The 24,810-nt window shown below is 37.8% G+C and carries 23 protein-coding genes; 8 read left to right on the top strand and 15 right to left on the bottom strand.

What is annotated here, in order from left to right; all coding sequences use genetic code 11:
- Positions 1–124 precede the first annotated feature (124 nt).
- Positions 125–1,828 carry an ABC transporter ATP-binding protein gene (locus tag EA772_RS19710; RefSeq protein ID WP_124914648.1) on the bottom strand — a complete coding sequence of 568 codons (1,704 nt, stop codon included), beginning with the start codon at positions 1,826–1,828 and terminating at the stop codon, positions 125–127.
- Complete coding sequence (locus EA772_RS19705; protein WP_124914647.1) at positions 1,828–2,541, bottom strand: 3'-5' exonuclease; 714 nt, start codon at positions 2,539–2,541, stop codon at positions 1,828–1,830. Before EA772_RS19705 ends, EA772_RS19710 begins: the two co-directional genes overlap by 1 nt.
- A gap of 72 nt (positions 2,542–2,613) precedes the next feature.
- On the opposite strand from EA772_RS19705, the gene EA772_RS19700 reads away from it, so the two are divergent.
- Positions 2,614–3,111, top strand: coding sequence for a DUF1579 family protein (locus EA772_RS19700; RefSeq protein ID WP_124914646.1), 498 nt, complete (start codon positions 2,614–2,616; stop codon positions 3,109–3,111).
- 77 nt (positions 3,112–3,188) lie between these two features.
- Here the strand turns inward: EA772_RS19700 and EA772_RS19695 are convergent, their stop codons facing one another.
- The 3 genes from EA772_RS19695 to EA772_RS19685 form a co-directional block, all read right to left on the bottom strand.
- A complete protein-coding gene (locus EA772_RS19695) occupies positions 3,189–4,088 on the bottom strand; it encodes a DUF72 domain-containing protein (protein WP_124914645.1) in 900 nt (299 codons plus the stop codon).
- Between the two features lie 219 nt (positions 4,089–4,307).
- Entirely contained in the window at positions 4,308–5,696 is a 1,389-nt protein-coding gene (locus EA772_RS19690; RefSeq protein WP_010601206.1) for an arginine decarboxylase, read from the bottom strand.
- 390 nt (positions 5,697–6,086) lie between these two features.
- Entirely contained in the window at positions 6,087–6,449 is a 363-nt protein-coding gene (locus EA772_RS19685) for a hypothetical protein (RefSeq protein ID WP_124914644.1), read from the bottom strand.
- 165 nt (positions 6,450–6,614) lie between these two features.
- Between EA772_RS19685 and EA772_RS19680 the strand changes: the two genes are divergently transcribed.
- Positions 6,615–6,863: a hypothetical protein gene (locus tag EA772_RS19680; RefSeq protein WP_124914643.1), complete on the top strand. Its 249-nt coding sequence runs from the start codon at positions 6,615–6,617 to the stop codon at positions 6,861–6,863.
- Positions 6,864–6,940: 77 nt separating this feature from the next.
- Here EA772_RS19680 and EA772_RS19675 read toward each other — a convergent pair whose 3' ends face one another.
- The 3 genes from EA772_RS19675 to EA772_RS19665 all read right to left on the bottom strand — a co-directional run bounded on the left by EA772_RS19675 (position 6,941) and on the right by EA772_RS19665 (position 10,130).
- Positions 6,941–7,699, bottom strand: coding sequence for a PhnA domain-containing protein (locus EA772_RS19675; RefSeq protein WP_246833998.1), 759 nt, complete (start codon positions 7,697–7,699; stop codon positions 6,941–6,943).
- Positions 7,699–8,610, bottom strand: a complete 912-nt coding sequence (gene ctlX, locus EA772_RS19670; RefSeq protein ID WP_124914641.1) for a citrulline utilization hydrolase CtlX — start codon at positions 8,608–8,610, stop codon at positions 7,699–7,701. Before ctlX ends, EA772_RS19675 begins: the two co-directional genes overlap by 1 nt.
- Positions 8,611–8,681: 71 nt before the next feature.
- Positions 8,682–10,130, bottom strand: a complete 1,449-nt coding sequence (locus EA772_RS19665) for an arginine deiminase family protein (protein ID WP_124914640.1) — start codon at positions 10,128–10,130, stop codon at positions 8,682–8,684.
- 400 nt (positions 10,131–10,530) lie between these two features.
- On the opposite strand from EA772_RS19665, the gene argS reads away from it, so the two are divergent.
- The 3 genes from argS to EA772_RS19650 all read left to right on the top strand — a co-directional run bounded on the left by argS (position 10,531) and on the right by EA772_RS19650 (position 13,859).
- Positions 10,531–12,303, top strand: a complete 1,773-nt coding sequence (gene argS / locus EA772_RS19660) for an arginine--tRNA ligase (RefSeq protein ID WP_124914639.1) — start codon at positions 10,531–10,533, stop codon at positions 12,301–12,303.
- Positions 12,304–12,444: 141 nt separating this feature from the next.
- Positions 12,445–13,209, top strand: a complete 765-nt coding sequence (locus EA772_RS19655) for a TSUP family transporter (RefSeq protein ID WP_124914638.1) — start codon at positions 12,445–12,447, stop codon at positions 13,207–13,209.
- Between the two features lie 2 nt (positions 13,210–13,211).
- Complete coding sequence (locus EA772_RS19650) at positions 13,212–13,859, top strand: DNA-3-methyladenine glycosylase (RefSeq protein WP_124914637.1); 648 nt, start codon at positions 13,212–13,214, stop codon at positions 13,857–13,859.
- Between the two features lie 330 nt (positions 13,860–14,189).
- Here the strand turns inward: EA772_RS19650 and EA772_RS19645 are convergent, their stop codons facing one another.
- The 3 genes from EA772_RS19645 to EA772_RS19635 all read right to left on the bottom strand — a co-directional run bounded on the left by EA772_RS19645 (position 14,190) and on the right by EA772_RS19635 (position 16,130).
- Positions 14,190–14,390: a YtxH domain-containing protein gene (locus tag EA772_RS19645; protein ID WP_116167931.1), complete on the bottom strand. Its 201-nt coding sequence runs from the start codon at positions 14,388–14,390 to the stop codon at positions 14,190–14,192.
- 72 nt (positions 14,391–14,462) lie between these two features.
- Positions 14,463–14,987 (bottom strand): protease, encoded by a 525-nt coding sequence (locus EA772_RS19640; protein ID WP_124914636.1) that lies wholly within the window; start codon positions 14,985–14,987, stop codon positions 14,463–14,465.
- 18 nt (positions 14,988–15,005) lie between these two features.
- Entirely contained in the window at positions 15,006–16,130 is a 1,125-nt protein-coding gene (locus EA772_RS19635) for an AI-2E family transporter (RefSeq protein ID WP_010601195.1), read from the bottom strand.
- 622 nt (positions 16,131–16,752) lie between these two features.
- Between EA772_RS19635 and EA772_RS19630 the strand changes: the two genes are divergently transcribed.
- Entirely contained in the window at positions 16,753–18,744 is a 1,992-nt protein-coding gene (locus tag EA772_RS19630; protein WP_124914635.1) for a beta-L-arabinofuranosidase domain-containing protein, read from the top strand.
- A gap of 881 nt (positions 18,745–19,625) precedes the next feature.
- On the opposite strand, the gene EA772_RS19625 is transcribed toward EA772_RS19630, so the two are convergent.
- The gene (locus tag EA772_RS19625; RefSeq protein ID WP_124914634.1) at positions 19,626–19,889 is read right to left on the bottom strand and encodes a helix-turn-helix transcriptional regulator; all 264 of its coding nucleotides are present in this window, start codon (positions 19,887–19,889) and stop codon (positions 19,626–19,628) included.
- 254 nt (positions 19,890–20,143) lie between these two features.
- On the opposite strand from EA772_RS19625, the gene EA772_RS19620 reads away from it, so the two are divergent.
- A complete protein-coding gene (locus EA772_RS19620; protein ID WP_124914633.1) occupies positions 20,144–20,710 on the top strand; it encodes a fasciclin domain-containing protein in 567 nt (188 codons plus the stop codon).
- A gap of 70 nt (positions 20,711–20,780) precedes the next feature.
- Here EA772_RS19620 and EA772_RS19615 read toward each other — a convergent pair whose 3' ends face one another.
- Positions 20,781–21,227 (bottom strand): GNAT family N-acetyltransferase, encoded by a 447-nt coding sequence (locus EA772_RS19615; RefSeq protein ID WP_124914632.1) that lies wholly within the window; start codon positions 21,225–21,227, stop codon positions 20,781–20,783.
- Between the two features lie 61 nt (positions 21,228–21,288).
- Positions 21,289–22,011, bottom strand: a complete 723-nt coding sequence (locus EA772_RS19610; RefSeq protein ID WP_124914631.1) for an SDR family oxidoreductase — start codon at positions 22,009–22,011, stop codon at positions 21,289–21,291.
- Between the two features lie 181 nt (positions 22,012–22,192).
- Between EA772_RS19610 and EA772_RS19605 the strand changes: the two genes are divergently transcribed.
- On the top strand, positions 22,193–23,713 hold the full coding sequence (locus EA772_RS19605; RefSeq protein ID WP_124914630.1) for a choice-of-anchor I family protein: 1,521 nt from the start codon (positions 22,193–22,195) through the stop codon (positions 23,711–23,713).
- 42 nt (positions 23,714–23,755) lie between these two features.
- Here EA772_RS19605 and EA772_RS19600 read toward each other — a convergent pair whose 3' ends face one another.
- Positions 23,756–24,652, bottom strand: a complete 897-nt coding sequence (locus EA772_RS19600; protein WP_124914629.1) for an AraC family transcriptional regulator — start codon at positions 24,650–24,652, stop codon at positions 23,756–23,758.
- Positions 24,653–24,810 lie beyond the last annotated feature (158 nt).

Here is a 24,810-nt window from a genome sequence, read left to right as displayed (position 1 = left end):
GATAGCTGACGCAAAGAGATGAAGAATGGAAGTTGTAATAGGGAAGATGGTTGATGGAAAAAAAGATGTTGATAAAATATAAACGTATGCGGGAACTTATACGTCATTCATTATCAATCTTCCATCAGGAACCAGGAATGGCCTCAATTAATTTCTTTGTATAAGCGGCCTTTGGCGCATAAAAAATTTGTTCGGGAAATCCCTCTTCTTCAATTTTGCCCTTGTTCATGACCAAAATACGATCAGAGATATGTTTTACCACTGCCAAATCGTGAGAAATAAAAATGTACGTTAAGCCAAATTCACGTTGCAGATCTTTAATTAGATTTAGTACTTGTGCCTGAACAGAAACATCCAAAGCAGAAACAGATTCGTCACAGATGATGAATTTGGGCTCTAATGCTAAAGCTCTAGCTATAACAACGCGTTGTCTCTGGCCACCACTAAACTCGTGAGGATAGCGATTGAAGTGTTCTTCCTTTAATCCAACCTTATTTAACAATGTGAGAACCTTTTGCTTTCGTTCCGCATCATTATTTAAAATTTTATGCACTTGTAGCGGTTCTAAAATAGATTGCCCGATACTCAATTTTGGATTTAAGGAGGCGTAGGGATCCTGAAAAACGATTTGAATATCTTTCCTCAATTTTCTCAGTTCCGTTCTGCTGATGTTTGTAATGTCTTGTCCGTTAAAAATAATATTGCCTGATGTTGGTTGTATTAATCGTAAAATGGTTCGGCCAAGGGTAGTTTTACCACAGCCAGATTCTCCAACTAAACCCAAAGTTTCTCCAGGAAAAACTTCAAAATTAATTTGATCTACTGCTTTAACATAGTCGGTAGTTTTGCCAAACAGTCCGTTATGAATAGGATACCAGGTGCAAAGATCTTTCACTTTGAGCAAAGGTTGTTGCGCATAAAGTAGGGTTCTTCGAGAAGTGATTTCCTCGTCAGTTAATTGATTTGATGCTTGCAAATGCGCATTCGCATCATCAATCTTCCCGGTCAAAAAATCGGCAACAACAGGTAGTTTTTTTAATTGTAAACGAGGCGATGGGCGACAAGCCAATAATCCTTTTGTATAAGGATGTTGAGGATTTTCGAAGATGGTTTTCGCCGGACCCTGCTCTACAATTTCGCCTTTGTACATTACGGCAACTTCATCAGCAATTTCATTAACCACGCCCAAATCATGAGAAATAAAAATCATGGCCATTTCTCGCTCTTCTTTCAATTTTAAAAGTAATTGAAGAATTGTTTTCTGAACCGTAACATCTAACGCAGTGGTCGGTTCATCAGCAATAAGAAGTTTTGGATTGCAGCTTAACGCCATGGCAATCATCACCCGTTGCTTTTGTCCGCCAGAAATTTGATGTGGGTAGCTGTCAAATATTTTCTCCGGTCGTGGAAGCTGCACTTCATTAAACAGTTCAATTGTCCTGCTTTTGGCAACTTCTTTATTTACTTTTTGATGGAGAATAATGGCCTCAGCAACCTGTTCGCCACAGGTAAAAACGGGATTAAGAGAAGTCATGGGTTCCTGGAAAATCATAGAAATTTGATTTCCCCTGATTTGACGAATTTCATTTGCGCTTAAATTAAGCATACTGATGTTTTCAAAATCAATATCGCCAGTAATTTTAGCTGAACGCTCATCATGCAAACGCATAATCGAAAAAGACGTCACCGATTTACCAGAGCCTGACTCTCCAACAATACCGAGAACTGTTCCTTTTTTTACGTTAAAACTGATGGTTTTTACAGCTTTGAACCAGGTTTTTTCATCCTGGTTATAGAAATCGATATTTAGGTTGTCAACGTTCAGCATCAGGATACAATGGTAATGTTTTCTGCTGAAATTATATCCATCCCTTTGAATTTTAATAAAACCTGGGCTGTCGTAATCACATCTTTTTGACAATAGGTAACAATTCGTTCCAGATTTTTTTCTTCATAATAAACCTGCCTTACCTGACTTCCATCAATATCATCTTTCGGTGTTGAAATATTCAGACTACAGGCCAATAAATTCAACGAAGTATAATGTTTGTGATCACCGAATTTCCACATCTCCATCGTATCTATATGATTCACTTCCCATGGTTTTTTGCCTGAGATATCGAGCTGTGATGGAATTTCTAAGCCATTAATCAATAATCTACGACAGATATATGGGAAATCAAATTCCTTTCCGTTATGCGCACAGAAGATTAATTTTTGTGGTTGTTTACTTAATAAATAACAAAATTGCTCCAGAATTTTCTTTTCATCCTCATCATAAAAAGATTTCAGCCTTAAGGAGTAAGTTTTATTATTGTAGCTAAAAATTCCGAGACTGATGCAGATAATTTTACCGAATTCAGCTAAAATACCTGCCCGTTCATAAAACTCATTAGCAGTTTGCTCGGGCTTTCTCTGGAACTGAGTTTTCTGTTCCCATAATTCCTGTAAATGAGGAGGCACATCTTCGAAAGATGGATATTGAGGAACAGTTTCAATATCCAACACAATTACCTGACTGAGATCTAGCGTCTTTAGCATGAAACAAGATAGTAAATTAATTTCCAGTTGTCAATTTCCAGTTTTCAAGGAGATTTTATTTTAAGTTTGTGTATGGCAAAAAGCAAGTTTGAGCAATCTTTAGAAGATGGTGCTCACTATAGGATTAAAAAGATTGTTGGCAATTGGAAAGGAACAACTAAAACCTGGTTTGAAAAAGATGTTTTAGTTGATGAAGTTCTGACAGAAGCAGAAATTACTTCGATTTTAGATGGCCGTTTCATTTCTTATGATTACCAAAGCAGTTTAGAAGTTAAGCCACTTATTGGAAAAATGATAATTGGCTTTGATATCCCTTACCAGAAATTTACGTTTAGCTGGATAGATAATTTCCATATGGGTACGCAAATTATGCAGGCAAGCGGAGCGGCGACTGAAAAGGGTTTTTCAATTTTAGGTAGTTATGGAAACCCTGAATACGGTGATCAGTTATTTGGTTGGCGTACCGAACTTGAAATTATTAATGGTGATGAAATTGTATTTACAGCCTATAATATTATGCCTGGAGAGGAAGAAACAAAGGCAATTGAAACAATTCTAACAAGAAATTAAGTTTTGAGGGTTGTCATATTGAGCTTGTCGAAATACCATTATGAATTATTCGACAAGCTCAGAAAGACAGCAATTATCTAAAACAAAGTTGGTCCAGGCGTATTACCATTTCCCATTACCGGAATTTTTAAATCTGTCCCGGTGGCTTTATTAAGTTTTTCTATAAAATAAGCAGAAAGTAACGGAGAGGCCAATTCTACATTCTGGTGAACAAAGAAATATAAGTTTTGTAAACCGTCTGCTTTCCATTGGGTAATTCGCTCTACCCACTCATCCAATCTGGAGTAATCGCTTTCGTGATTGGCACCAACATAACGAACAAACGCGGTAGGCGTTGTCAATCGCATGTGCAACATGTCTCTTCGGCCAGCCGTATCTACAATGATATTCGTAATACCGTTATCCTGAAATAATTTTTCAAATTCAGCAGCAATTGTTGCATTTGAAAACCACTCGCCATTCCGAACTTCTACACCTAAAGGAATCACTTTAGGGAATTCCTGAATTACTGTTTTCAGTCTGTCAAAGTCCTTTGGCTTAAAGTTGTCATGTAATTGAAGAAAAGCCATGCCTAGTTTATCTTCAAAATTACTGATCGCATCGCAATATTGCTCAACCGGTTCCTTAACATTTATTAGCCTTTTAAAGTGGCTAATGGTATTGGTCAATTTAGGGAAAAATTTGAAATCTGCAGGTGTTTTTTCTGTCCAGGTAATTACCTGTTCACTGCTAGGCATTCCGTAGAAAGTTGCGTTTAATTCAATCGAATTAAATTGTGTGGAGTAGTAAGTTAACTCATCTTTTGTTCCTTTCGGATAAAAGCCCTTTAAATCAGCTTTATTCCATTTGGCGCAACCAACAAAAGCTTTAAAATCCTGATGTGGTTTATTTGCCTTGAGGATTGCTGCTGTTTCAGGAGCATCAGCAGGAAGTGTGAAATCTATAATTGATGGGTCGTCTACTTTACCGAATTGCATATGGAGTTTTTTAACTAACCGCTAAGTTAGCAAAGAAACTATAATTTTTCGTCATTGCGAGGCACGAAGCAATCTATTATTCGATAGCCTTTTATTTCCTAAGAGCGCTTTAAGATTGCTTCGTGCCTCGCAATTACGGCCCGAAAACAAAAAAGAGCGCAAAGTAAAATACTCAGCGCTCTTAGTGAAAATTAAAGTCCCCTTTAGGGGATTAAAGGGTTAATAACCCAGTATCTTCAAAACCTGCTTACTATTCTGCTCTTCTCCAAAAACCTCAAAATTAAAGCTTTCATCGCGGTTTCTACGGATTAAAACATGCTTCGGACTTGGTAATAGGCAATGATGAATACCACCGTATCCACTTAAAACTTCCTGATAAGCACCAGTGTGGAAGAAACCTAAATACTGTACCTTACGTGTTTTAGGCATAAACACACTATTCATATGCGCTTCCTGGTTGTAATAATCCTGACCATCGCAAGTAATACCACCTAAATTCACCCGCTCGTATTCTGCATCCCAATTGTTAATTGGCAATAGAATATATTTTTGGTTCAAAGCCCAAACATCGGGTAAGTTAGTGATGAAAGAACCATCTAACATTAACCAGCGCTCACGGTCATTTTGCTGCTTTCTGCCGAGTACTTTGTATAAAATTCCTGATGCTTCAGCCACGGTATATTTACCAAATTCAGTAATGATATCTGGTTCCATTACATCGTGGATGGCACAAATTTCTTTAATCCGTTTTACAATTTCGTTTACCATGTATTCGTAATCGAAATCAAAAACCAACGAGTCTTTAAATGGCATACCGCCACCAATATCCAAAGTATCTAAATCAGGATTGATCTTTTTAAACTTGCAATATAGCGTTACATATTTCTCTAACTCATTCCAGTAATACGGCGAATCGGTAATCCCTGAATTGATAAAGAAGTGCAACAACTTTACGCGGAAGTTCGGGTTATGAACAATTTTATTGTTGTAAAAATCAATAATATCTTCCATACGCACACCCAAACGCGAAGTGTAAAATTGCGAATCAGGTTGTTCCTCGGCCGCAATACGGATCCCTAAATTACATGGCGTATCGATATCTACTTCATCATCAAAAAGGTTAAATTCCTCTTTATTATCCAATACCGGAATGATGTTTTTATAACCATCGTGCAACATATCAATAATATATTGTTTATATTGGTAGGTTTTAAAACCGTTGCAAATAATGGTAGTATCCTTTGTTAAATGCCCTTTTTTCTCTAAAGCGTCAACCATAGGCATGTCAAAAGCCGAAGAAGTTTCCAGGTGGATATTGTTCTTTAAAGCTTCCTCTACAATATGGCGGAAATGCGAACTTTTGGTGCAGTAGCAATACTTGTAATCACCACGATAGTTGTTCTTTAAAATGGCAGTCTGGAAAAGAATCTTCGCCTGCTGAATCTTCTTACTTACCAGAGGCAAGTATGTGAAACGTAGGGGAGTACCGTAAGTTTCAATCATTTCCATCAGGTTTAAATCCTGAAAATATAATTCATCATCTATCACATCAAAGCCCTCTTGTGGAAAGCCAACGCTTAGATCGAGAAATTCTGAGTAACTCTGCATTTACTTTTAAATAATTTTTGCAAAAATGTAATTTTAAATCGAGAATTAATCTTTATTGAAAATATTTTTACTGTATGCAAACGCTTTAGTTTTGCACAAAATATTTCCGCATTACCTCTCTAAACAATGTTTGGATAGATGAGTTTAGATAATTTTTTACAGCAAGTTCAGTTGATAGTTGTGTTACGCGTTTATCGCAAAGAATAATGTAGATTTTACCTGTGTTAAGGCGTGAATTTCTTTAAATTTTCAGGCCAATTTTTAGAATTGTAAAGCTAAACCTGTGTTTCATCGCAAAGTCAGTCCCGCTCTCCGTTTTACTTACCCGATCAAGAATCGGGTTTCGTGTTCACTCCGATCTGGTTTAATACAATTAAGCTTTTGCTACTATTACGGCTCCAACCTTAGTCGTGTGCCATACTGTTTTTCTTTGATTTCAGTATCTGATAAGATTTCAAATCTGAATTTGGTTTGGTCGGTACTTACCGTTATATTTTTACCACTGATTTTGTAGGTGCCGCGATAGGAAATATCTCCTCCAGGTGCAATATCGGCTACGCCATCAGGTTTAAGCGTTAATCCCCAGCCGCCATTAAATGGAAATGAAGGATCGAATTTAAAATCTACTTCCGAGAATCTCTTTTCCTGATCAATAGTTAACTGGTCCTTCTTGCAGGCGCTCAGAACCAATAAAAACGCAATAATAAAGATGCTTAAATTGATTTGTTTTAGAGAGATTATTTTAGATTTCATATCCTGAAGGTTAGTGTTTTACCAAAACGATCTAAACTGTTTAAACGTTACATATTGACATGGATTGATTTTTAATGTTCAGAAAATCAATTAATTAAAATTTTATTTATTTTTTCTAAAGTAATTTTAAAGTTCATCCGTCTTCCTTAACAAAACCTTTACAAATTGTTGAAATACGTTATGATCTCTATTTTTAAAACCAATATTCAGACAGGAGTGGAACTCAATAAAATTGCGAATCACTTAAATAACTTGCTTTCTGGCGCAACCTGGAGTGTAGATCTATCCGATTCAGATAAGATATTGAGAATAGACTCGAGTATAGATAAGATTGGCGATGCCGTATCTTTATTAACTAAATTCGGTTACGATTGTGAGAATTTACAGAATTTTTATGCACCACCGGTGTGGTAATAAGTTGTTCGTCATTGCGAGGCACGAAGCAATCTCAGTTGTAAATAGATTGCTTCGTGCCTCGCAATGACGAATGGCTAGCCTTTTCTTAAGTATTTGGTCAAAATCACAATGGTTTGTCCCTCAACTTTGCCTTCGATTTGTTCGGTATTATCATGAACTAAGCGAATATTTTTAACTACTGTACCTAACTTGGCACTCAGTGTAGAACCCTTAACATCTAAAGTTTTTACTAAAACCACTGTATCACCCTCGTATAAGCGTGTTCCGTTGCTATCTTGATGAAATTCTACTGTTCCATCAGCTTCATGGTCTCCGGTTTTTTTCGCCCATTCTAAAGTATCATCATCTAAATATAAAATATCTAAACCATCTGCTGCCCAGCCCTCGTGTCGCAATCTGCTTAACATTCTCCAGGCCACTACTTGTACGGGCGCAAATTCCGACCACATGGTTTCCGTTAATATTCTCCAATGACTGGCATCAAGTTGTTCGGTTTTTTCAATTTGGTCTAAGCAGGTTTTACAAACTAAAATACTATTGTCACTATTCGCATTGCTTGTAGGCGGCACTTCGTAAACAGATAAATTATTTTCTGAAGTACATAATTCGCATTTGTTGCCGGAACGTGTTTTTAATTCTTGTGCTAAAGACATATTGATGTTAGATTTGTCGGCGAAAGTAACAAAACTTATCGGAATAAATTTGAACACTTTATCATTGCGAGGAACGAAGCAATCTGACACTACGAGTTTAACTACATTCGCATGAGGATTGCTTCCAGACCCGGCATGACGTGGGGTCAGCGATTTAGTAGGATTGTTTACAGCATACACTACCTCTCTGGTAAATGGATTTCAGCCAGCATACATCTTGCACTGCCGCCACCATTTTTTTCAATGGTATAAATTGGAGCATAAATAATCCTGGCATAATTTTCCATCGAACTGATTTGATCTGTTGTTAAGGATAAATACGCTTGTTCCGACATCACCAACAAGCTTTCCCCGCTTTGGTTTGCGACTTGCAACATATTGCCGGCAAAATGATTCATCTGATCTAAAGTTATTTCGATAATCTCTTTTCCTGAGCTGGTTAAGCTCATCGTCACCGCTAATTTTTCCTCCTGATCGGGAATGGAATCTAAACAAATCACTGCAAAGCGATCGCCAATACACATCATCACATTGGTATGGTATATTGGGAAGTTTGTGCCATCAACCGCTTGAAAAGAAATGGGCTCATATCCTGTAAGCATGCAAAAATTTTGCAATACTTCCTCATCTGTACGAACACTCAAACAGGCATAAGCTATTTTATTAACACGATCCAAAACCATACTGCCTGTTCCTTCCAGAAAAGCATATTGCATTTCATAAAAACTTAAATCGCTCACATGGTTTACCTCGAACTTATCTCTTAAACCTTCCAGTATTTCCTTCCTGCGCTCCAGTCTGCGGTTTTCAGAAAACATAGGGTAGAGGTAAATTGATCCATCTTCATGAAAGGAAACCCAGTTATTTGGAAAGATAGAATCTGGCGTTTCAGGTTGCAAAGTGTCATCCACTACCGTAACATCGATATCGTTTTGCCTTAATAACTCCACAAAGCCATCAAATTCTTTTAGTGCCTGGCTTTGCACGTCGCTTTCGGTTGAAGCGACTTGAAATTTATTATTGCCTGCCGTTTGCTCGTTAAATTTAAAATCAACAGGGCGAATCATTAATAGGTGGTTGGTAGTTTGCATATTAGGTTTTAAGTTTTAGGTTATAAGTTTTAAGTCATTGATCTAAACGTATCACGTATTACTTAAAACTTTTAACTTAATTCGTCTCTCAATATCGGTAAACTCATACAGTGAAAACCTCCTCGGGCACGCGAAAGTTCTGCTGATGGCATTAAAATCAACGTGTCAGTCATGGTTTCTGCATCAGCTTTGCCACTTTCTAAATCTTGAATTAAATCTTTCACATCAACTACGTTAAACCCAGCAGCTTTAAAGGCTTCAACCGTTTTATCGTTTCGGTCATAACCCAAAACAACCCCTTCTTTTATCGCTAACAAATTGCAAGAATCTGTCCATTGTTCTCTGGAATCATACGGGAAAGTATTGTTACCGCTGTAGATGATCTTCGTTGGTTCGCTGCTATTTAAATCGTTTTGACTGATGTCATTTAGCAATGCCTCAACATGTTCGAAATGTTTAGGTTCTTGCGGATTAGCCTTCGTGAACTGAATAGCCGTGGTCGCTTCTAGTTTCTCCGGCTCTTTTAAAAAGTTTATTGATTCGTATGGATTGTATTTTGGAGAATGTGCAATTGAATTCAATATCACCCAGGTATTGCGTTTCACCTGTGTAAAAACGGTGTCCAAATGCATATAATCACGTTTGCTAGGGATTTTTACTACCGTTACTTTCTCTACTACATCGTTGTCGAACAATAACTTGATGGCTTCGTTTGCGCCATGTTCAGATGTTCTTTCACTGCAACCGATTAATACATGATTTGGACTTACCATCATTACGTCACCACCTTCTAAAGTGGTGCTAAATGCTGGTTCGTCGCCAGGACGTAAGAAGTGCATCGTTACATCCGGAATTTCGAGTACATTGTTTTGGTAAGCGGCAAATATTGGATGGTTGAAGAAAATATAGCGCATTAAAAGCGTTTCACGAACACGGGCTTTTTTAGCAGGTTTGTTTAATAAAATATGGTTATTGATGGTTGTGCCCACATCTCTGGTGAAGATTAAATTGGGAATGGGTGCAAAAATCATCGTATCGTTAGCCAACGTTCCGGAAATAAATATTTCGGCCAGTTCCTTCGGATTAGTATTTGTCAACTGCATCTGAACCTTGTAAGTGCAGCCCTCAATAGCACAAACGGCAGCTACTAATTTTTTACGAATGGATTCATTTTCCAACATCTCGCTTAACAGATTTTGAATTTCTATTACCGAATTTGAGTTGTGAAAATCAGGATGATTGGGTTTGTAAAAGTTACGATTTCCCTCTTCCGAATCTATTTGAGCCAGTTTTCCTTTTATCTTTTCAGGGTCGAGGAAGTACATTAGCAGTTTGATATAATAATCGTATTCGCCCTTTCGGATGGTATCTAAGTGTACAATATCTTCGAAAAGCCAATCTTGCGCTTTTGAGGGTACTACTTTGCCCAAACCACTATCAGGGCTGTGGATTAGCAACTTACGTAACCTGCCAATTTCGGTTTTTACGTTAACTTTAAAATTTGGATTTTGCTCGCTCATAAAATAAGTTAGTTATTGCAAATCTATTAGAATTTTTGAGAAGTCGGAGGTTTGAAAGTCTGCAGTGAGAAGATATAGTTAAAGTAAGGACAGCCCTGGTATACTTTATTACCATGGTCTGTGTTTTCAAAATAACGTCAGTATGTAGAGGCAGCAAGCTATAGTTAGGAATAGGCACCTAGTTTGGTAACAGAACTTGGTTGATTGCACAGTCTTAATTATCTAAACCTCATTGTGGCGGCAGCTCCCGGATTTCGATTTTTCATCGAAATCAATCGGGACTACAGCGGAAAGGAGGGCTACCATATCCAATTAGCAGAACAGTACCTTTCCAAAATCCTTTTAATTTGCTTTCTGCTTTAGTCTTTCAGCTTTCCGCTTTAATACCTATTTTTGCGACATGAATTTTATTATTACCGCAACGCTTAAGGCTGTTAAAGAACTTTACAACGAAGAAGTAGCCGAAAGTGTCATCAATATACAAGAAACCAGAAAAGAATTTGAGGGGCAGGTTACGATTGTGGTTTTCCCGATTACGAAAATATCTAAAAAATCGCCTGAGCAAACTGCAAATGAGATTGGTGAATATTTGGTTGCCAACGTTGCTGATGTAACTGCATTTAACGTGGTTAAAGGTTTTTTGAACTTAAGCATTGCAGAAAGTTATTTTCTAAACCAATTTAATAATGAAATACTAGCCGATGATTTTGGTTCTTATCCATCGAACGGTAAAAAGGTGATGGTTGAATATTCTTCACCAAATACCAATAAGCCGCTTCATTTGGGTCACGTTCGTAATAATTTATTGGGCTATTCGGTTTCCGAATTGCTTAAGGCTTATGGCTACGATGTTGTTAAGGTGAATTTGGTCAACGATAGAGGAATTCATATTTGTAAATCGATGTTGGCCTGGCAAAAATGGGGCAATGGCGAAACGCCTGAAAGTTCTGGCCTAAAAGGCGACCATTTGGTTGGAAAATACTATGTGATTTTTGATAAGGAATATAAAAAGGAAATTGATGCTTTAAAAGCTGAGGGACAAACCGAAGAAGAAGCCAAAAAAAATGCGCCATTAATTAAAGAAGCGCAGCAAATGCTTTTGAAGTGGGAGCAAGGTGATGAGGAGGTTGTTTCGCTTTGGAAAACCATGAACGAATGGGTTTATGCCGGTTTTAACGTGACTTATAAAAACCTGGGTGTAGATTTTGATAAATTTTACTACGAAAGCAACACCTATTTATTAGGAAAGGATACGGTTGATGAGGGTTTGGCGAAAGGTGTTTTCTTTAAAAAGGAAGATGGCTCGGTTTGGATAGATTTAACTGCTGATGGCTTAGACCAGAAACTGGTTTTACGTGCTGATGGTACTTCCGTGTACATTACACAGGATTTAGGCACCGCTGAAATGAAGTATGACGATTTCCACATGGATGAATCGATTTATGTAGTGGGCAACGAGCAGGATTATCACTTCAAAGTGTTGTTTCTAATCCTGGATAAATTGGGGAAAAGCTGGGCAAAAGGTTTATATCACCTTTCTTATGGCATGGTTGATTTGCCAAACGGGAAAATGAAAAGCCGTGAAGGAACGGTTGTAGATGCGGATGAACTCATTGAGAGCATGGTTGCCACTGCCCGTGAAAAAACTGAAGAGCTAGGTAAAACGAACGATTTTAGTGAGGCCGATAAAGCCGAATTATACCAAAACATCGGTTTAGGCGCTTTAAAATATTTTCTTTTGAAGGTTGAACCGAAAAAACGCTTATTATTTAATCCAGCTGAAAGCATTGACTTTCAGGGTAATACCGGACCGTTTATTCAATATACACATGCAAGAATAAAATCTTTGCTGAGCAAAGCTGAATATGAACCGGCAGTCGGTAGTCCAAATGCCGGGGAAATGTTGCCTGTGGAGTTGGAGATGATTTTACAATTGGCTAAATATCCTTCGGAAATTGCTATTGCAGCTAAAGCTTACAGTCCGGCGAGTTTGGCAAATTATTTATACGAACTAGCGAAATTGTTCAACAAGTTTTACCATGAGGTTCCGCCAATTGTGAAAACTGAAGCCGGGGAGACCAAGCAATTTCGTTTAAACCTTTGTAAGAAAACGGCTGATATTATTTATTCAGGCATGCTGATTTTAGGAATCACTTCTCCGGAGAGGATGTAAGGGGATTGAAGATTTTAGAATAACGATTTTAGATTTATTGAATAAGGAATTAACACATTCAATAACCAATTACCAGGTTTTAATTACTATTGATAAATATTTGCATCTTGGTATATCCTAAAAATTCATTAATCGCGGTTAATGATTAATGAGCTGATTTTGCTTTGCCTTGCCGCTTTTGCAGCAGGTTTTATAGATGCTATTGTAGGTGGCGGTGGGTTATTACAAACTCCTGCCACCTTGTTAGTTTTACCCCATTACCCGGTAGCTACCTTATTAGGAACTACTAAAATTCCTTCTCTTGCCGGTACTACATTAGCGGCGTTTAAATATTCTAAACAAGTTAAATTTAACCTAAAAGTATTGTCTGCTTGCGCCAGTTCGGCATTTTGTGCTGCACTGCTTGGTGCGTTCCTGGTGAGCCGTATAGATAATTCGGTGATCAAGCCCATCATTTTAGTAGTGCTGATTCTGGTGGCACTTTATACTTATTTTAATAAACAATTTGGGATCCATCAGGAGAAAAATCATTCGGTAAAAAAGCAGATTTTGATGTCAGCTATTTTTGGATTACTGATCGGCTTTTACGATGGATTGATTGGTCCTGGAACGGGGTCTTTTCTCATTCTGGTTTTTATCGCAGTGCTGGGCTTCGATTTTATCGGTGCCAGTGCTCACGCTAAAATCGTTAATATTGCTACCAATCTGGCGGCAATCATTTATTTCAGCTCTACCGGACATATTCTATTTCAATATGCCATTCCAATGGCCGGGTTTAATTTAAGTGGCGCTTATTTTGGAACCCGATTGGCCTTGCTTAAAGGAAATAAATTTGTGCGGGTATTTTTTTTAATCGTTGTTTTTGGAACGATATTGCGGTTTGCGTATGATATCCTATTTAAATAGCCATGTTTCCTGTCTTCAGTGCCGATAACTTTCATCAACTCTGCAACCTTCTTGCAGAAAAAGACGATGATCTGGCGTTCGTTCTTGAGCGGTATGGATATCCCCCTTTCTGGAGCAGGCCAAATAATTTTGAGTCTTTGGTTCATATTATTCTGGAACAGCAAGTATCGCTCGCTTCAGCTTTAGCAGCTTTAAACAAACTTAAATCAAAAATTGGCGAGATCACGGCAACGAAATTTCTGGGACTTAGTAACGATGAATTGCGGGCCTGTTATTTCAGTCGCCAGAAAACCGTTTATGTTAGAGATCTTGCTGAAAAATTGGTCAGTGGTCATCTGGATCTATCTTCATTGGAAAGTTTTTCTGATCGTGAAATTCGAACTCAACTTAAGCAAGTTAAAGGTATAGGAGATTGGACGGTAGACATTTACCTGATTGTTATTTTGCATCATACAGACGTTTTTTCCACCGGAGATTTGGCTGCTGTTAATGCTTTGAAAAGCTTAAAAAAACTTCCAAAGGGAACTACTAAAGAGGAATTGTTAACTACAATTTTGCATTGGGAACCTTATCGAACGATTGGCTTAATGATATTGTGGCATTACTATCTGGAAGAAAGGAAGCCTTTAAAACGCAGAAATAATTCCTAAAATCGTTAAACCATCGATGCTTGACGCGTTCCGTCCTAGCGACTATTGTCTAGAACTTTGCGTCTTTCAATATCTATATTGAGATCAAGTCGGATTTTATCTCTGCTCGCGGCTTGCCTGGGCTGGCCGCCGAAGGGATTTTACCTTTTTCTTGATAAAAGGTAACTAAAAATCTGCTAGGCCGGATAGCATGGTGTAGATAGCGAAGCAGAAATAGCGAGTTCTAAATAATGAAGGTTTGCAATTTAGAAGTTTGATGGCAAGCATATTTTTCATAAAAAAAGCATCGCTGGTTTAACCAACGATGCTTTAAGCATTTTGTCCTAACGACTAAATACCCAAATCGTCTTTAGCGTATTCGGCTCTTTGAGCGAAATCATTCTTATAGCCTTTTGCTTTATCGATCCATTCAGGAGCCTGATCTTTGATATCATCAATGATAGATTTTCCAGTGATTGGATCTTTTTTGGTTACATATTTAAAGCCTGCATAAACTGCGGCACCTAATATTGCTGTTTTTAATAGTCCCATTTTCTTATCAATTTAATTTAATAATATAACATTAGATCAAGCCAAACAGTTTTAATTACAAAACTTTTAATATTAATTTTCCACTTTGATTTTTAAACTATCTGGTACTACTATCCCACTTACATTTGTAGCGTTGTATTTAATGGTATAAATACCGGCTTTACCAATGGCGTATCCATCCATCAAGTTAAAATTGACGCTGGTGCTATCTCCCTTTTTTAAGCTGGTGTAACTATCAGCAGGTGGCGGCATTACCCGTTTCGCCATTGCACCCTGATAGGGTACTTCTGTATAGTCTTCCAAAGCAACATCCAGGTATTTGCTTGATAATCTTTCAAAAGGGGTATGCCACTTACAAAATTTGGCTACAGTATCTGAATTATTATAAACAGAAAATTTAATGTTGATGGGTTGTCCGAGTTTTGCCACACCAACCAAAGCAAGTTTTCCAATGATTGGATCTGGCATTTTTTCTGTTGCTGCCTCAGGCATGAGGGTGGTGTCATTTTCTCCGCCAGCTTCTTTTTTATCGTCTGATGAGCCGCAAGCAGAAAGCATCGCTGCAAAAAGCATCATTATAGTGGTTATTTTTTTCATCTGTTGCTAAATCTTTATTTACCCTTTTTCAATCCCTGTTTTAGTGGCCACATTCTTTCTTTTTCTGAAAGTAGGGAAGGTCATCGGGCTTTTAGCCGGACGTTCATCTCCCAATAAAACTCCCCATTGTTTAAAAATTTCAGTACGATCGAAGATGATTTTTAGTACCGCAACAATTGGTAATGCCAGGAACATGCCCGAAATACCAGCGATACTTCCGCCAATGAAAACGCCAAGGATAGAAAACAGCGCATTAATTTTTACCTTAGATCCAACAATACGTGGCATCAAAATATTATTATCTAAAAACTGTACCCCAGCAATTACGCCTAATACTGTAATTACAGGCCACAGCTCCTGCGATGAAGCAAGGGTTAACAACACCCCGATTACATTTCCAATCAGTGCTCCCACATAAGGGATTAAATTTAAGATGGCGAAAATTACACCGATTAATAAAGCATGTTCAATACCAATTAACATTAAAATTCCACCTAATAGTATTGTCATATAGGTAATCTGGATCAGCAAGCCAATCAGGTAACTTTTAATAATCGATTCAGTTTCATAAATCGCCTCTTTCACCTTTGGGTGATGATCTGGTTTAAACCACATGAAAATGAAACGTAGCAAGATATCTTTGTAAAAAAGCATTAGGTAAATGTAAATTGGCAACAAACCAATAAATACAAAAATACCGCTTAATGTTACAGCTGCGCCACCCGCCATTGATGTTCCCATATTCATCAGGTCATCACTTTTATCCTGAATAAAAGCCTTTTGTTCTGCAGAATCGTATCTGGTAATCCTGCTGATCCAATCGCTTAGGGAGTTGATATGTTGGGTAACATTGGCTTTAATTTGAGGAAAATCCTTTACAAGAACACCTATTTGGTTAGAGAAAAACCAAACAATTAGCCCAACAAATATGGCGACTAATAAAATGGGCAGAATAATGGAAAATGATTCAGGAACTTTTTTTCTTTTTAAAAAACGGTAGATTGGTAGCAGCATAATGCTGATAAAAAAAGCCATCAATATTGGCATAATGATATCGCGGCCAATCACCAATACGGCAGCGAGTGCAATGAGACCAAGCAGTTCAATTGATCGCTTTACAGTTAGTGGTATAGTATTTATCATAAATGTTGTATTCGAATTTGTGAGATAAACAGCATGTGTTTGAAAATGTTTTAAATTCCCGATTTATACGGGAGTGGGTAAAAATTTCTCGGCTATCTTACCTAAACTGGTATTTAACGTTTTGTAGCTTGGCAAATCATGGTATTATTAAAAATGATATGTCCGTTGTTTAAACAGGTACCGCTTTTTTACTCACTTATTATTGAATTTAGGGATAGTGTGAACTATAGCATTGTAACAATGAAGTAACTTTCAGGCCAATTTTTGAAACTCAAATAAATATATATAACTTGGAATAACCCAAAATTTCAAACCTAGCGTTCGGTTTTCAGAGTATTGATGATACTTGAGTTTCACGAAATGAAACCGTAAAACGGAGTTTACACTATCATCTAGAAACGGACAGTTTCTTCCATGCTGATTTCAAACAACGGTTGCCTAAGCAATTCAGAAACTGGTGGAAAAAACGAATAGCGATTGCTCTTCATGATAGTATGAAACTTAGGTTAAGAAAATTCGCGGGATTACTGCAAATGCAAGGTAAATAAGGTATCAATAAATTTAATTACAACTGTTATTCTTCAAGCTAAAATCTGCCATTCCATTATACCAATATCGACACATGAAGTTTTATATTTTGATCGTATCCGTACTGCTTTTAGTTTCAATTAACACGAATGCACAGTATTTGAAACCGAAACCTGGTTTAATAGAAACACCATTCCAAGAATTACCCCTTGGCGCTATTCAAGCTAAAGGTTGGCTAGAAGAAATGCTCGTGCGTCAAAAAAATGGAGCTACAGGTAACCTAGATAAACTCTATCCATTGATGAACCAACGAAATGGATGGTTAGGAGGGGATGGCGACCAGTGGGAACGTGGTCCATACTGGATTGATGGGCTTTTGCCGCTCGCTTATATTTTGAATGATAAAAAGCTTATCGATAAAGTTAAACCATGGGTAGAATGGTCGCTTAAAAGTCAAACACCCGATGGTTATTTTGGTCCTTCAAAAGATTATCCTGAAGAAACTGGTTTACAACGTGATAACAGCCGTGACTGGTGGCCAAAAATGGTTATGCTGAAGGTGCTTAAACAATATTATTCAGCCACAGGCGATAAACGAGTGATCAAACTGATGACGAATTACTTCAGGTATCAGTTAAACGAACTACCTAAGAAGCCGCTGGATCATTGGACTTATTGGGCAAAGTATAGGGGAGCGGATAATTTGATGGTGGTGTATTGGCTATATAATATTACCGGCGATAAATTTCTTCTGGATTTGGGGGAAATCATCCACAAACAAAGTTTTGATTTTACAAATGCTTTTCTACACACGGATTTATTGCAGAAAATGGGCAGCATCCATACCGTAAACCTGGCTCAGGGAATGAAAGAACCCCTGGTTTATTATCAGGCACATCCAGAAAGTTTGTATGTAGAGGCTGCGAAAAAAGGTTTTAATGATCTTCGTACTTTTAATGGTACAGCCAATGGTTTATATGGTGGCGATGAAGCTTTGCATGGAAACAACCCAACTCAGGGCAACGAATTTTGTGCAGCAGTTGAAATGATGTTTACTTTAGAAAGCTCCCTGCAAATTACCGGAGCAGTAAATTATGCTGATCAGTTAGAAAAGATTGCCTTTAACGCATTACCCACCCAAGCATCAGATGATTATCTAACTCATCAATACTTTCAGCAGGCTAATCAGGTGATGCTTACCCGGCAGATGCGCAATTTTGGTGATAATCATGGCGGTACCGATGTTTGTTTCGGACTATTAACCGGATACCCATGCTGCACTTCGAACATGCACCAAGGCTGGCCGAAGTTTACCCAAAATTTATGGTATGTAACACCTGACGATGGAATTGCAGCATTGGTTTATGCACCAAGTCAGGTAAGCACAAAAGTGGCTGGGAACATTCCAGTAACGATAACCGAAGAAACCTCATATCCTTTTGAGGAGTCTGTTAGGTTTTTGATTAAAACCAAAAGTTCTGTAAAATTTCCCTTTCGTTTAAGGATACCGACGTGGTGCCCTTCGGCCACTATAAAGGTAAATGGTAAAGTTCTGGCAAATTATAAGGCCGATCAGGTAGTAAAAATAGAACAGGAATGGAAGACGGGTGATGTTGTGGAATTGCTTCTGCCGATGCATATTTTTAAAACTAAATGGGCTGAAAACGCTATGGCCGTTGAACGAGGCCCAATCACCTATGCGCTAAAAATTGAGGAGGAATTTAAAAAAATCAAAAATACAGCAGACGCCGACATATTTGGTGATTATACGGAAGTCCACCCAGCATCACCATGGAATTATGGTTTATATGATGTAAATGAAGCTAAAATCAATGATTATTTTAAAGCAGAATTTACCGGGAAAAAAACGCTTTATCCTTGGAATCTGGAAAACGCCCCAATAGTGATTAAAACAAAAGGCAGGAAAATACCATCTTGGAAAATTTATAATGATATGGCAGGCCCGATACCCTACAGTCACATTTATGGTTTAGAAAGTGATAAGCTTGAGGAAACGATTACATTGGTTCCTTATGGTTGCACAACGCTTAGAATTTCGCAATTTCCTCAGGTTGGAAGAAAATAATTAAGTTAGCATAGTTTTTAGTGATTGTAAATATGCTCACTAGAAACAAAGCGTTCATCAATTACTAAGTTTGACATCAGTGCCTGACTTTTTAGTTGAATCTGCAGTGGAGTCAGTTTTAGATGAATGCTTGGCATGACTGGTGTCACCAGTGCTGACATTCGGTGTACCATCCGCATTTTTGCCGGAGCATGCCGAAAATAAGAATATCATAACAATCAAGGAGAAGAATATATGTTTCATCGTTTAGGCTTTAAAGTTTGAATACCAACCACATTTAATAGGAGCGTATAAATTAAATAACAGCGGTTTAATAATAAAGGTTTTATGCTAGGAGGTTTTTGCTGCGATTCATTCAATCGTACGGGAAAGGGTAATTTCAAAAGTTACGTCTCAGCCATAAAAGACAAACCGATGAAAACATTTTATAAGGATTTGATATTTAAGTATAAAGGAGTAGCGAAACCTAATATTTACTCGAAAAGACCATGCTAAAAATTATAGGGATCAATTTGTTTTTGTTCGTTTTATACGGTTTCCTGATCGTTATGAATACTGCCGTGAGCGAGAGGGGATTCAGGATAGCCATCGGCATGGGTTTATGTATTTTTATACAAGTGGTATTGAATATTATTGCCGGGATCGTTTTTTTAATTATGGGCAGGCAAGAATGGGTCAAATCCTTTTTTATAAGCGCAGCAATATTGGCACCGGTAGGTTTTGTTACCTGGCTGATACTCTTAAGCATTTATGGTTAATCACAATCTGTTTTGTCAGGTTCGAGTTGTGAGAAAGGACCCTAAAGCTACCGCATCATGTATAAAGATGATTTAAGAAACAACACAGTCACGAAAAGGCGTTGATGCTGGATGATTTCCAGTTTAATTCGCCGAAAAATGCGTATTGAATGCTTCAGTTATCTCCTTTAATTTTTTTATGCTGAAAGAATGTTTGCCCATTAACCATCTCGAAATTTCATCAGGATTAATATCTACAATCCTGGCAAAATCATTAGCAAGAAGATTTTTTTCTGCCAGTAGGTTTGAGGTTTGATGCGCTACTTCAAGATTTTTGTTTGTTAATTCTTCAATTGCCGGATTTCCACTTTCTTCCAGCCAAATCGACACAAAGTCATTCTCTTCCATTATTTGTTTTTTTATTGAGTTATCCCGGGCATTCCCAAAGATTCGGCAAATTTAGAAAAAGTATCAAATTTTAGTTGATGTTTTGCCATGTTTTAAAATGCAGAAATGATTCAACGTTGCATGGATCATAGCATATTGTTATTACTAATTAATTTTAAAAATCTGATAATCAATATGTTATTTTTAATTGTGGTTTTAAGAAAACCAGTGTTTGGTACTTATGCGTAAATGAGGACATAACAAAAACAAAAACCATGAAAAAAATTTTCTTATCTGCGGTAGCTATAGTAGCTATTGCTTTCGCAACAAATACAACAGTTCAGGCACAATCAACTGAAAAAACCAAAATGGTAGGCGGAGCAGCGATGTATCCATCAAAAGATATTGTGGATAACGCAGTAAATTCTAAAGATCATACCACTTTAGTTGCCGCTGTTAAAGCTGCAGGTTTGGTAGAAACCCTTAAAGGAGCCGGACCATTTACCGTATTCGCTCCAACCAATAGTGCTTTTGATAAATTACCTCAAGGTACAGTGGATAACTTGGTGAAACCAGAAAATAAAGCAACCTTAACTAAAATATTAACCTATCATGTAGTGGCTGGCAATATGGACAGTAAGGCAATTGCTGCGGCAATTAAAGCGGGAAATGGAAAGGCAGAGTTAACAACCGTAGAGGGTGGTAAACTTTGGGCTTCAATGGATGGCAAGAAATTGGTATTAAAAGATGCAAAAGGCGGAATGAGCACCGTAACGATTGCTGATGTAAATCAAAAAAATGGTGTGATCCATGTAATTGATACCGTATTAATGCCTAACTAGTTTGCTATTAGGCATAAAAAACCGCTTTGAACATTCAAAGCGGTTTTTTTATGCAATAATTTTCGGTAGTCTATCCATAAAGCATTTCTAAATGCGGTATCCCGTCTTCCATAAATTCGATTTTGGTATCTTCAAAACCAAGCCCACTATAAAAGGCTTTGGCATAAGTTTGTGCGCCAATACGAATCGGAACATCTCCGAAAAGCGTTTTGCATTCTGCGATTGCTGATTTCATTAATATTTTCCCGGTCCCCGTTCCTCTAACATCAGCATTGGTAATTACCCTGCCAATCGATACTTCGGTAAAGGAAAGTCCGGCAGGAACCAACCTGGCGTATGCCACCAAATTTTCTCCATTCCAAAGCATCAGGTGGTGGCAGTGCTGATCTTTATCATCGGCATCCTGATAAAAACACTCCTGTTCAATGATAAAAACCTCGATGCGAAGTTTCATGATCTGGTAAAGCTCTTCAGGGCTCAGCTGTGTGAAAGATTTGATACTACTCGTGTATTCCATGGATGGGTAATTCTGATAAAATAATTCAGCCAAAGATAGTCATCGAAATGAATGCTGAAAATTACGGGTTCATCATATTGAAATAATCCTGAATGATCTCGTTATTTGCCTTTGCCCGGTCGGCACTTGTACCAAAGGTAAGTTCGGTTTTTCCTTCTTTCAATTGTTCAAAGATGGAGGTTACGAAATCGCTTACCGGCGGGAATTCGTTATGCAGGCCAGCTGCACCTAAATCAGTATTCAAAGCAGGCGGAATCATTTCGATCACTTCAATAGCTGATGATTTTAAACTGTGCCTTAACGATAAGGTAAAGGAACGCATAAAGGCTTTTGTAGCACAATAAACCGGTACCTTTGATAATGGAACAAACGCTAAACCTGAAGTAACATTAATGATGGTTGTGAGAGCACTCAGTTGCGTAAACAATTTTGTTAAATGAACTGGCGCCAAAACGTTTGTAGTCATTTCATCACTTGCCCGATCATAAAAGTCATCATCAGTGATGCTCATCCAGTTTTGAATGCCTGCATTGTTGATCAAAACATTTAAATCGCTGTGATTTTGCGAAACCCAATTAAAAAGTGATAGGCGTTCCTCTTCCTTCGATAAATCACAAGTTTTTGCAATTACTGAAGGATACTGTTCAACAATCTGATTTAACAGTTCTTCGCGTCTGCCACAAATAATCACTTCATTTCCCTCTTTCAAAAATCGTTCGGTAAGTCCTAAACCTATGCCACTGGCACCACCTGTAATTAAAATTTTATTGTTTGATAATTTCATCTTCTGTTATTTTATTTCAATTACAAAATTAAGGATGAATCGTTTTTTATAATGGTGAGTAGTACAGTTTCTAACGCCCGTTGGTAATACTTCACAATTTTTTAATGATTTGATAACCAGACGGAACTTAAATTCATCGTTGTTCAGCTCTACTTTTGCGATTCAGATATTAATGTAAACCATGAACCGTAAAAAACTTTTTGTTGCCTTGCTAATGGGTGCAATGGCCATCAGCGCTTGTAAAAAAACTACAGAACCAATTGACGAATCCGAGCCAATTGTGGCAGAAGATATTGCCAGCTTCAAGGAAACTGCTTCTATTGATTTAGGTGGCGAAACTTCAGCTGAAATTTCGGCCTATGACCCTAGTACAAAGAAACTTTTTGTTGTAAGTAATGAAGGCGGCGCAAAGGTAGAGGTATTAGATTTGACTAATTATCCAACGATTACAAAAGCAAAAACCCTTAGCTATTCAGGAAATGCAGGTATCAATAGTGTTGCGGTAAACAACGGACTTCTGGCAATCGCTTTAGACGGCGCAGATAAACAAGGTAACGGTGATGTGGTGGTTTTAAAAACTTCTGATCTCTCTGAAGTAAAAAAGATTACAGTCGGTGCCATGCCTGATATGGTTACTTTCAGTCCGGATGGCAATTACATTCTTTCGGCGAACGAAGGCGAACCAAATGATGATTATACGATTGATCCGATCGGTACGGTTTCGATCATCAATGTAAAATCTAATTACAGCGTTAAAACCTTGGATTTTTCAGGATTTGAATCTCAGAAAGCTGCCCTGGTAGCTGGCGGTTTCAGAATTTATGGGCCTAAAGCCAGCTTTGCACAAGATATCGAACCAGAATACATCGCGGTAAGCAACGATTCGAAAAAAGCCTATGTTACTTTACAGGAAAACAATGCTGTGGCAGAAGTTGATATTGTTTCAGGTACCATCACCAAAATTAACCCTTTAGGAACGAGAGACATCAGCCTTGCTGAAAATGCTTTCGATGTAAGTGATAAGGATAACAAAATTGCATTGAGTACCTGGCCAATTAAAGCCTTTTATCTTCCTGATGCGATTTCATATTTCACCACGGGCGGCACTTCATATTTAGCTTTGGCAAATGAAGGCGATACCAGGGCCTGGAAAGGTTATGATGAAGAAGCACGTGTAAAGAGTTTAAAATTAGACCCAGCTAAATTTCCAACTGCTGCTAGCTTACAGCTTGATGCAAACCTGGGTAGATTAACCGTTAGCAAGGCTTTCGGCGATACAGATGGTGATGGAGATTACGATGAACTTTTTGCAACCGGAGGAAGAAGTTTGAGTATTCTTAATGCCAACACAGGCGCTTTAGTTGCCAATATCGGAAAAGATTTAGAACAACGTGTTATTGATGCTGGTAAGTATGATGATGAACGATCGGACAATAAGGGTGTGGAAGTAGAAGGCGTAACCGTTGCAGAAGTGAACGGTAGAGCCTTGGCATTTATAGGTTTAGAACGTGTAGATATAATTGCTGTTTATGATGTGACCAATCCGGCTTCTGCAAGGTTTGTACAATTATTTGCCACCGGCGATGCGCCAGAAGGCGTGTTGTTTGTTAAGCCCAAGGATAGTCCGAATGGCAGAAGCCTTTTGGTTGTGGCCAGCGAGGGCGATGGAACAGTAAAGTTCTTTCAACCGAATAGAATATAGAAATAAAGCCTCAGGGTATACTGAGGCTTTATTATTGCAAAACTAATTCAAGCTTCTGTACTCATTTGGTGATACGCCAACATACTGTTTAAATGATCTTGAAAAGTGCTGCGGATATTTAAAACCTAATTCATAAGCGATCTCACTTACTGATTTTCGGGTATCATATATTTTTTCTTTAGCAATATCCATCAGCTTTAACTGAATGTACTCCTGTGCCGATTTGCCGGTGTCTTTTTTAATTAAATCACCAAAATAATTTGCCGATAAGTTGAGCTGTTCAGCACAATAGCCTACACTAGGTAGGCCTATTAATTTCGGTTTATCTGATAGAAGATATGAATCAATCAGGTTTTCAAAACGCTCTAATATGCCCTGGTTTGCCGATTCCCTTGTGATGAATTGCCTGTCGTAAAACCTGATACAGTAATTCAATAATAATTCGATATTGGTTGTAATTAATGTTTTGCTGTGTTTATCAATAGATTGATTTAACTCATACTGAATTTTTAAAAAGCAATCGATCACCAATTGCCTTTCTTTTTCTGAAAGATGCAGCGCTTCATTTACATCGTAAGAAAAAAAAGAATAGTCATGGATATGCTTGCCCAAAGAAGTTCCCTTAATCAATTCCGGATCGAACAATAGTGCCCAGCCTTTCGGCTCGAAAATTTTAACCTTTGGCTGTACACCCAATACTTGCCCGGGCCCAACAAATACTAAAGTTCCTTCCTGGTAATCGTAATGATTTCGGCCGTATTTAAGCTCTCCACAATTGAGCGCTTTCAGGTAGATTGCATATAAACCAAAATTGAATGTTTGTGCCGGCATGGCTTTCGCCTTCGCTAAGTCAATAACCGTAATTAAAGGATGTTGGGTCTCCATACCCCTTATTTTATTGTATTGATCTACACTTTCAATATGTACAATGCTTTCCATAATCATAAACTCTTTTGTCAAACAAAAATAACGATTCCACAGCAGCTCAATATGCAATGTGGTCGAAATCAGTAATAATGGTATGAGATGCAGTAATTGGTATAAACATTTGCTCACCAATCATCACGAACTTTGTTTTATCAATTATCGCACTTCAT

Source organism: Pedobacter sp. G11 (genome assembly GCF_003860265.1).
GTDB classification, from domain to species: domain Bacteria; phylum Bacteroidota; class Bacteroidia; order Sphingobacteriales; family Sphingobacteriaceae; genus Pedobacter; species Pedobacter agri.
The sequence above is the reverse complement of the archived record's forward strand: the minus strand, read 5'-3'. Positions and strand labels throughout refer to the sequence as shown.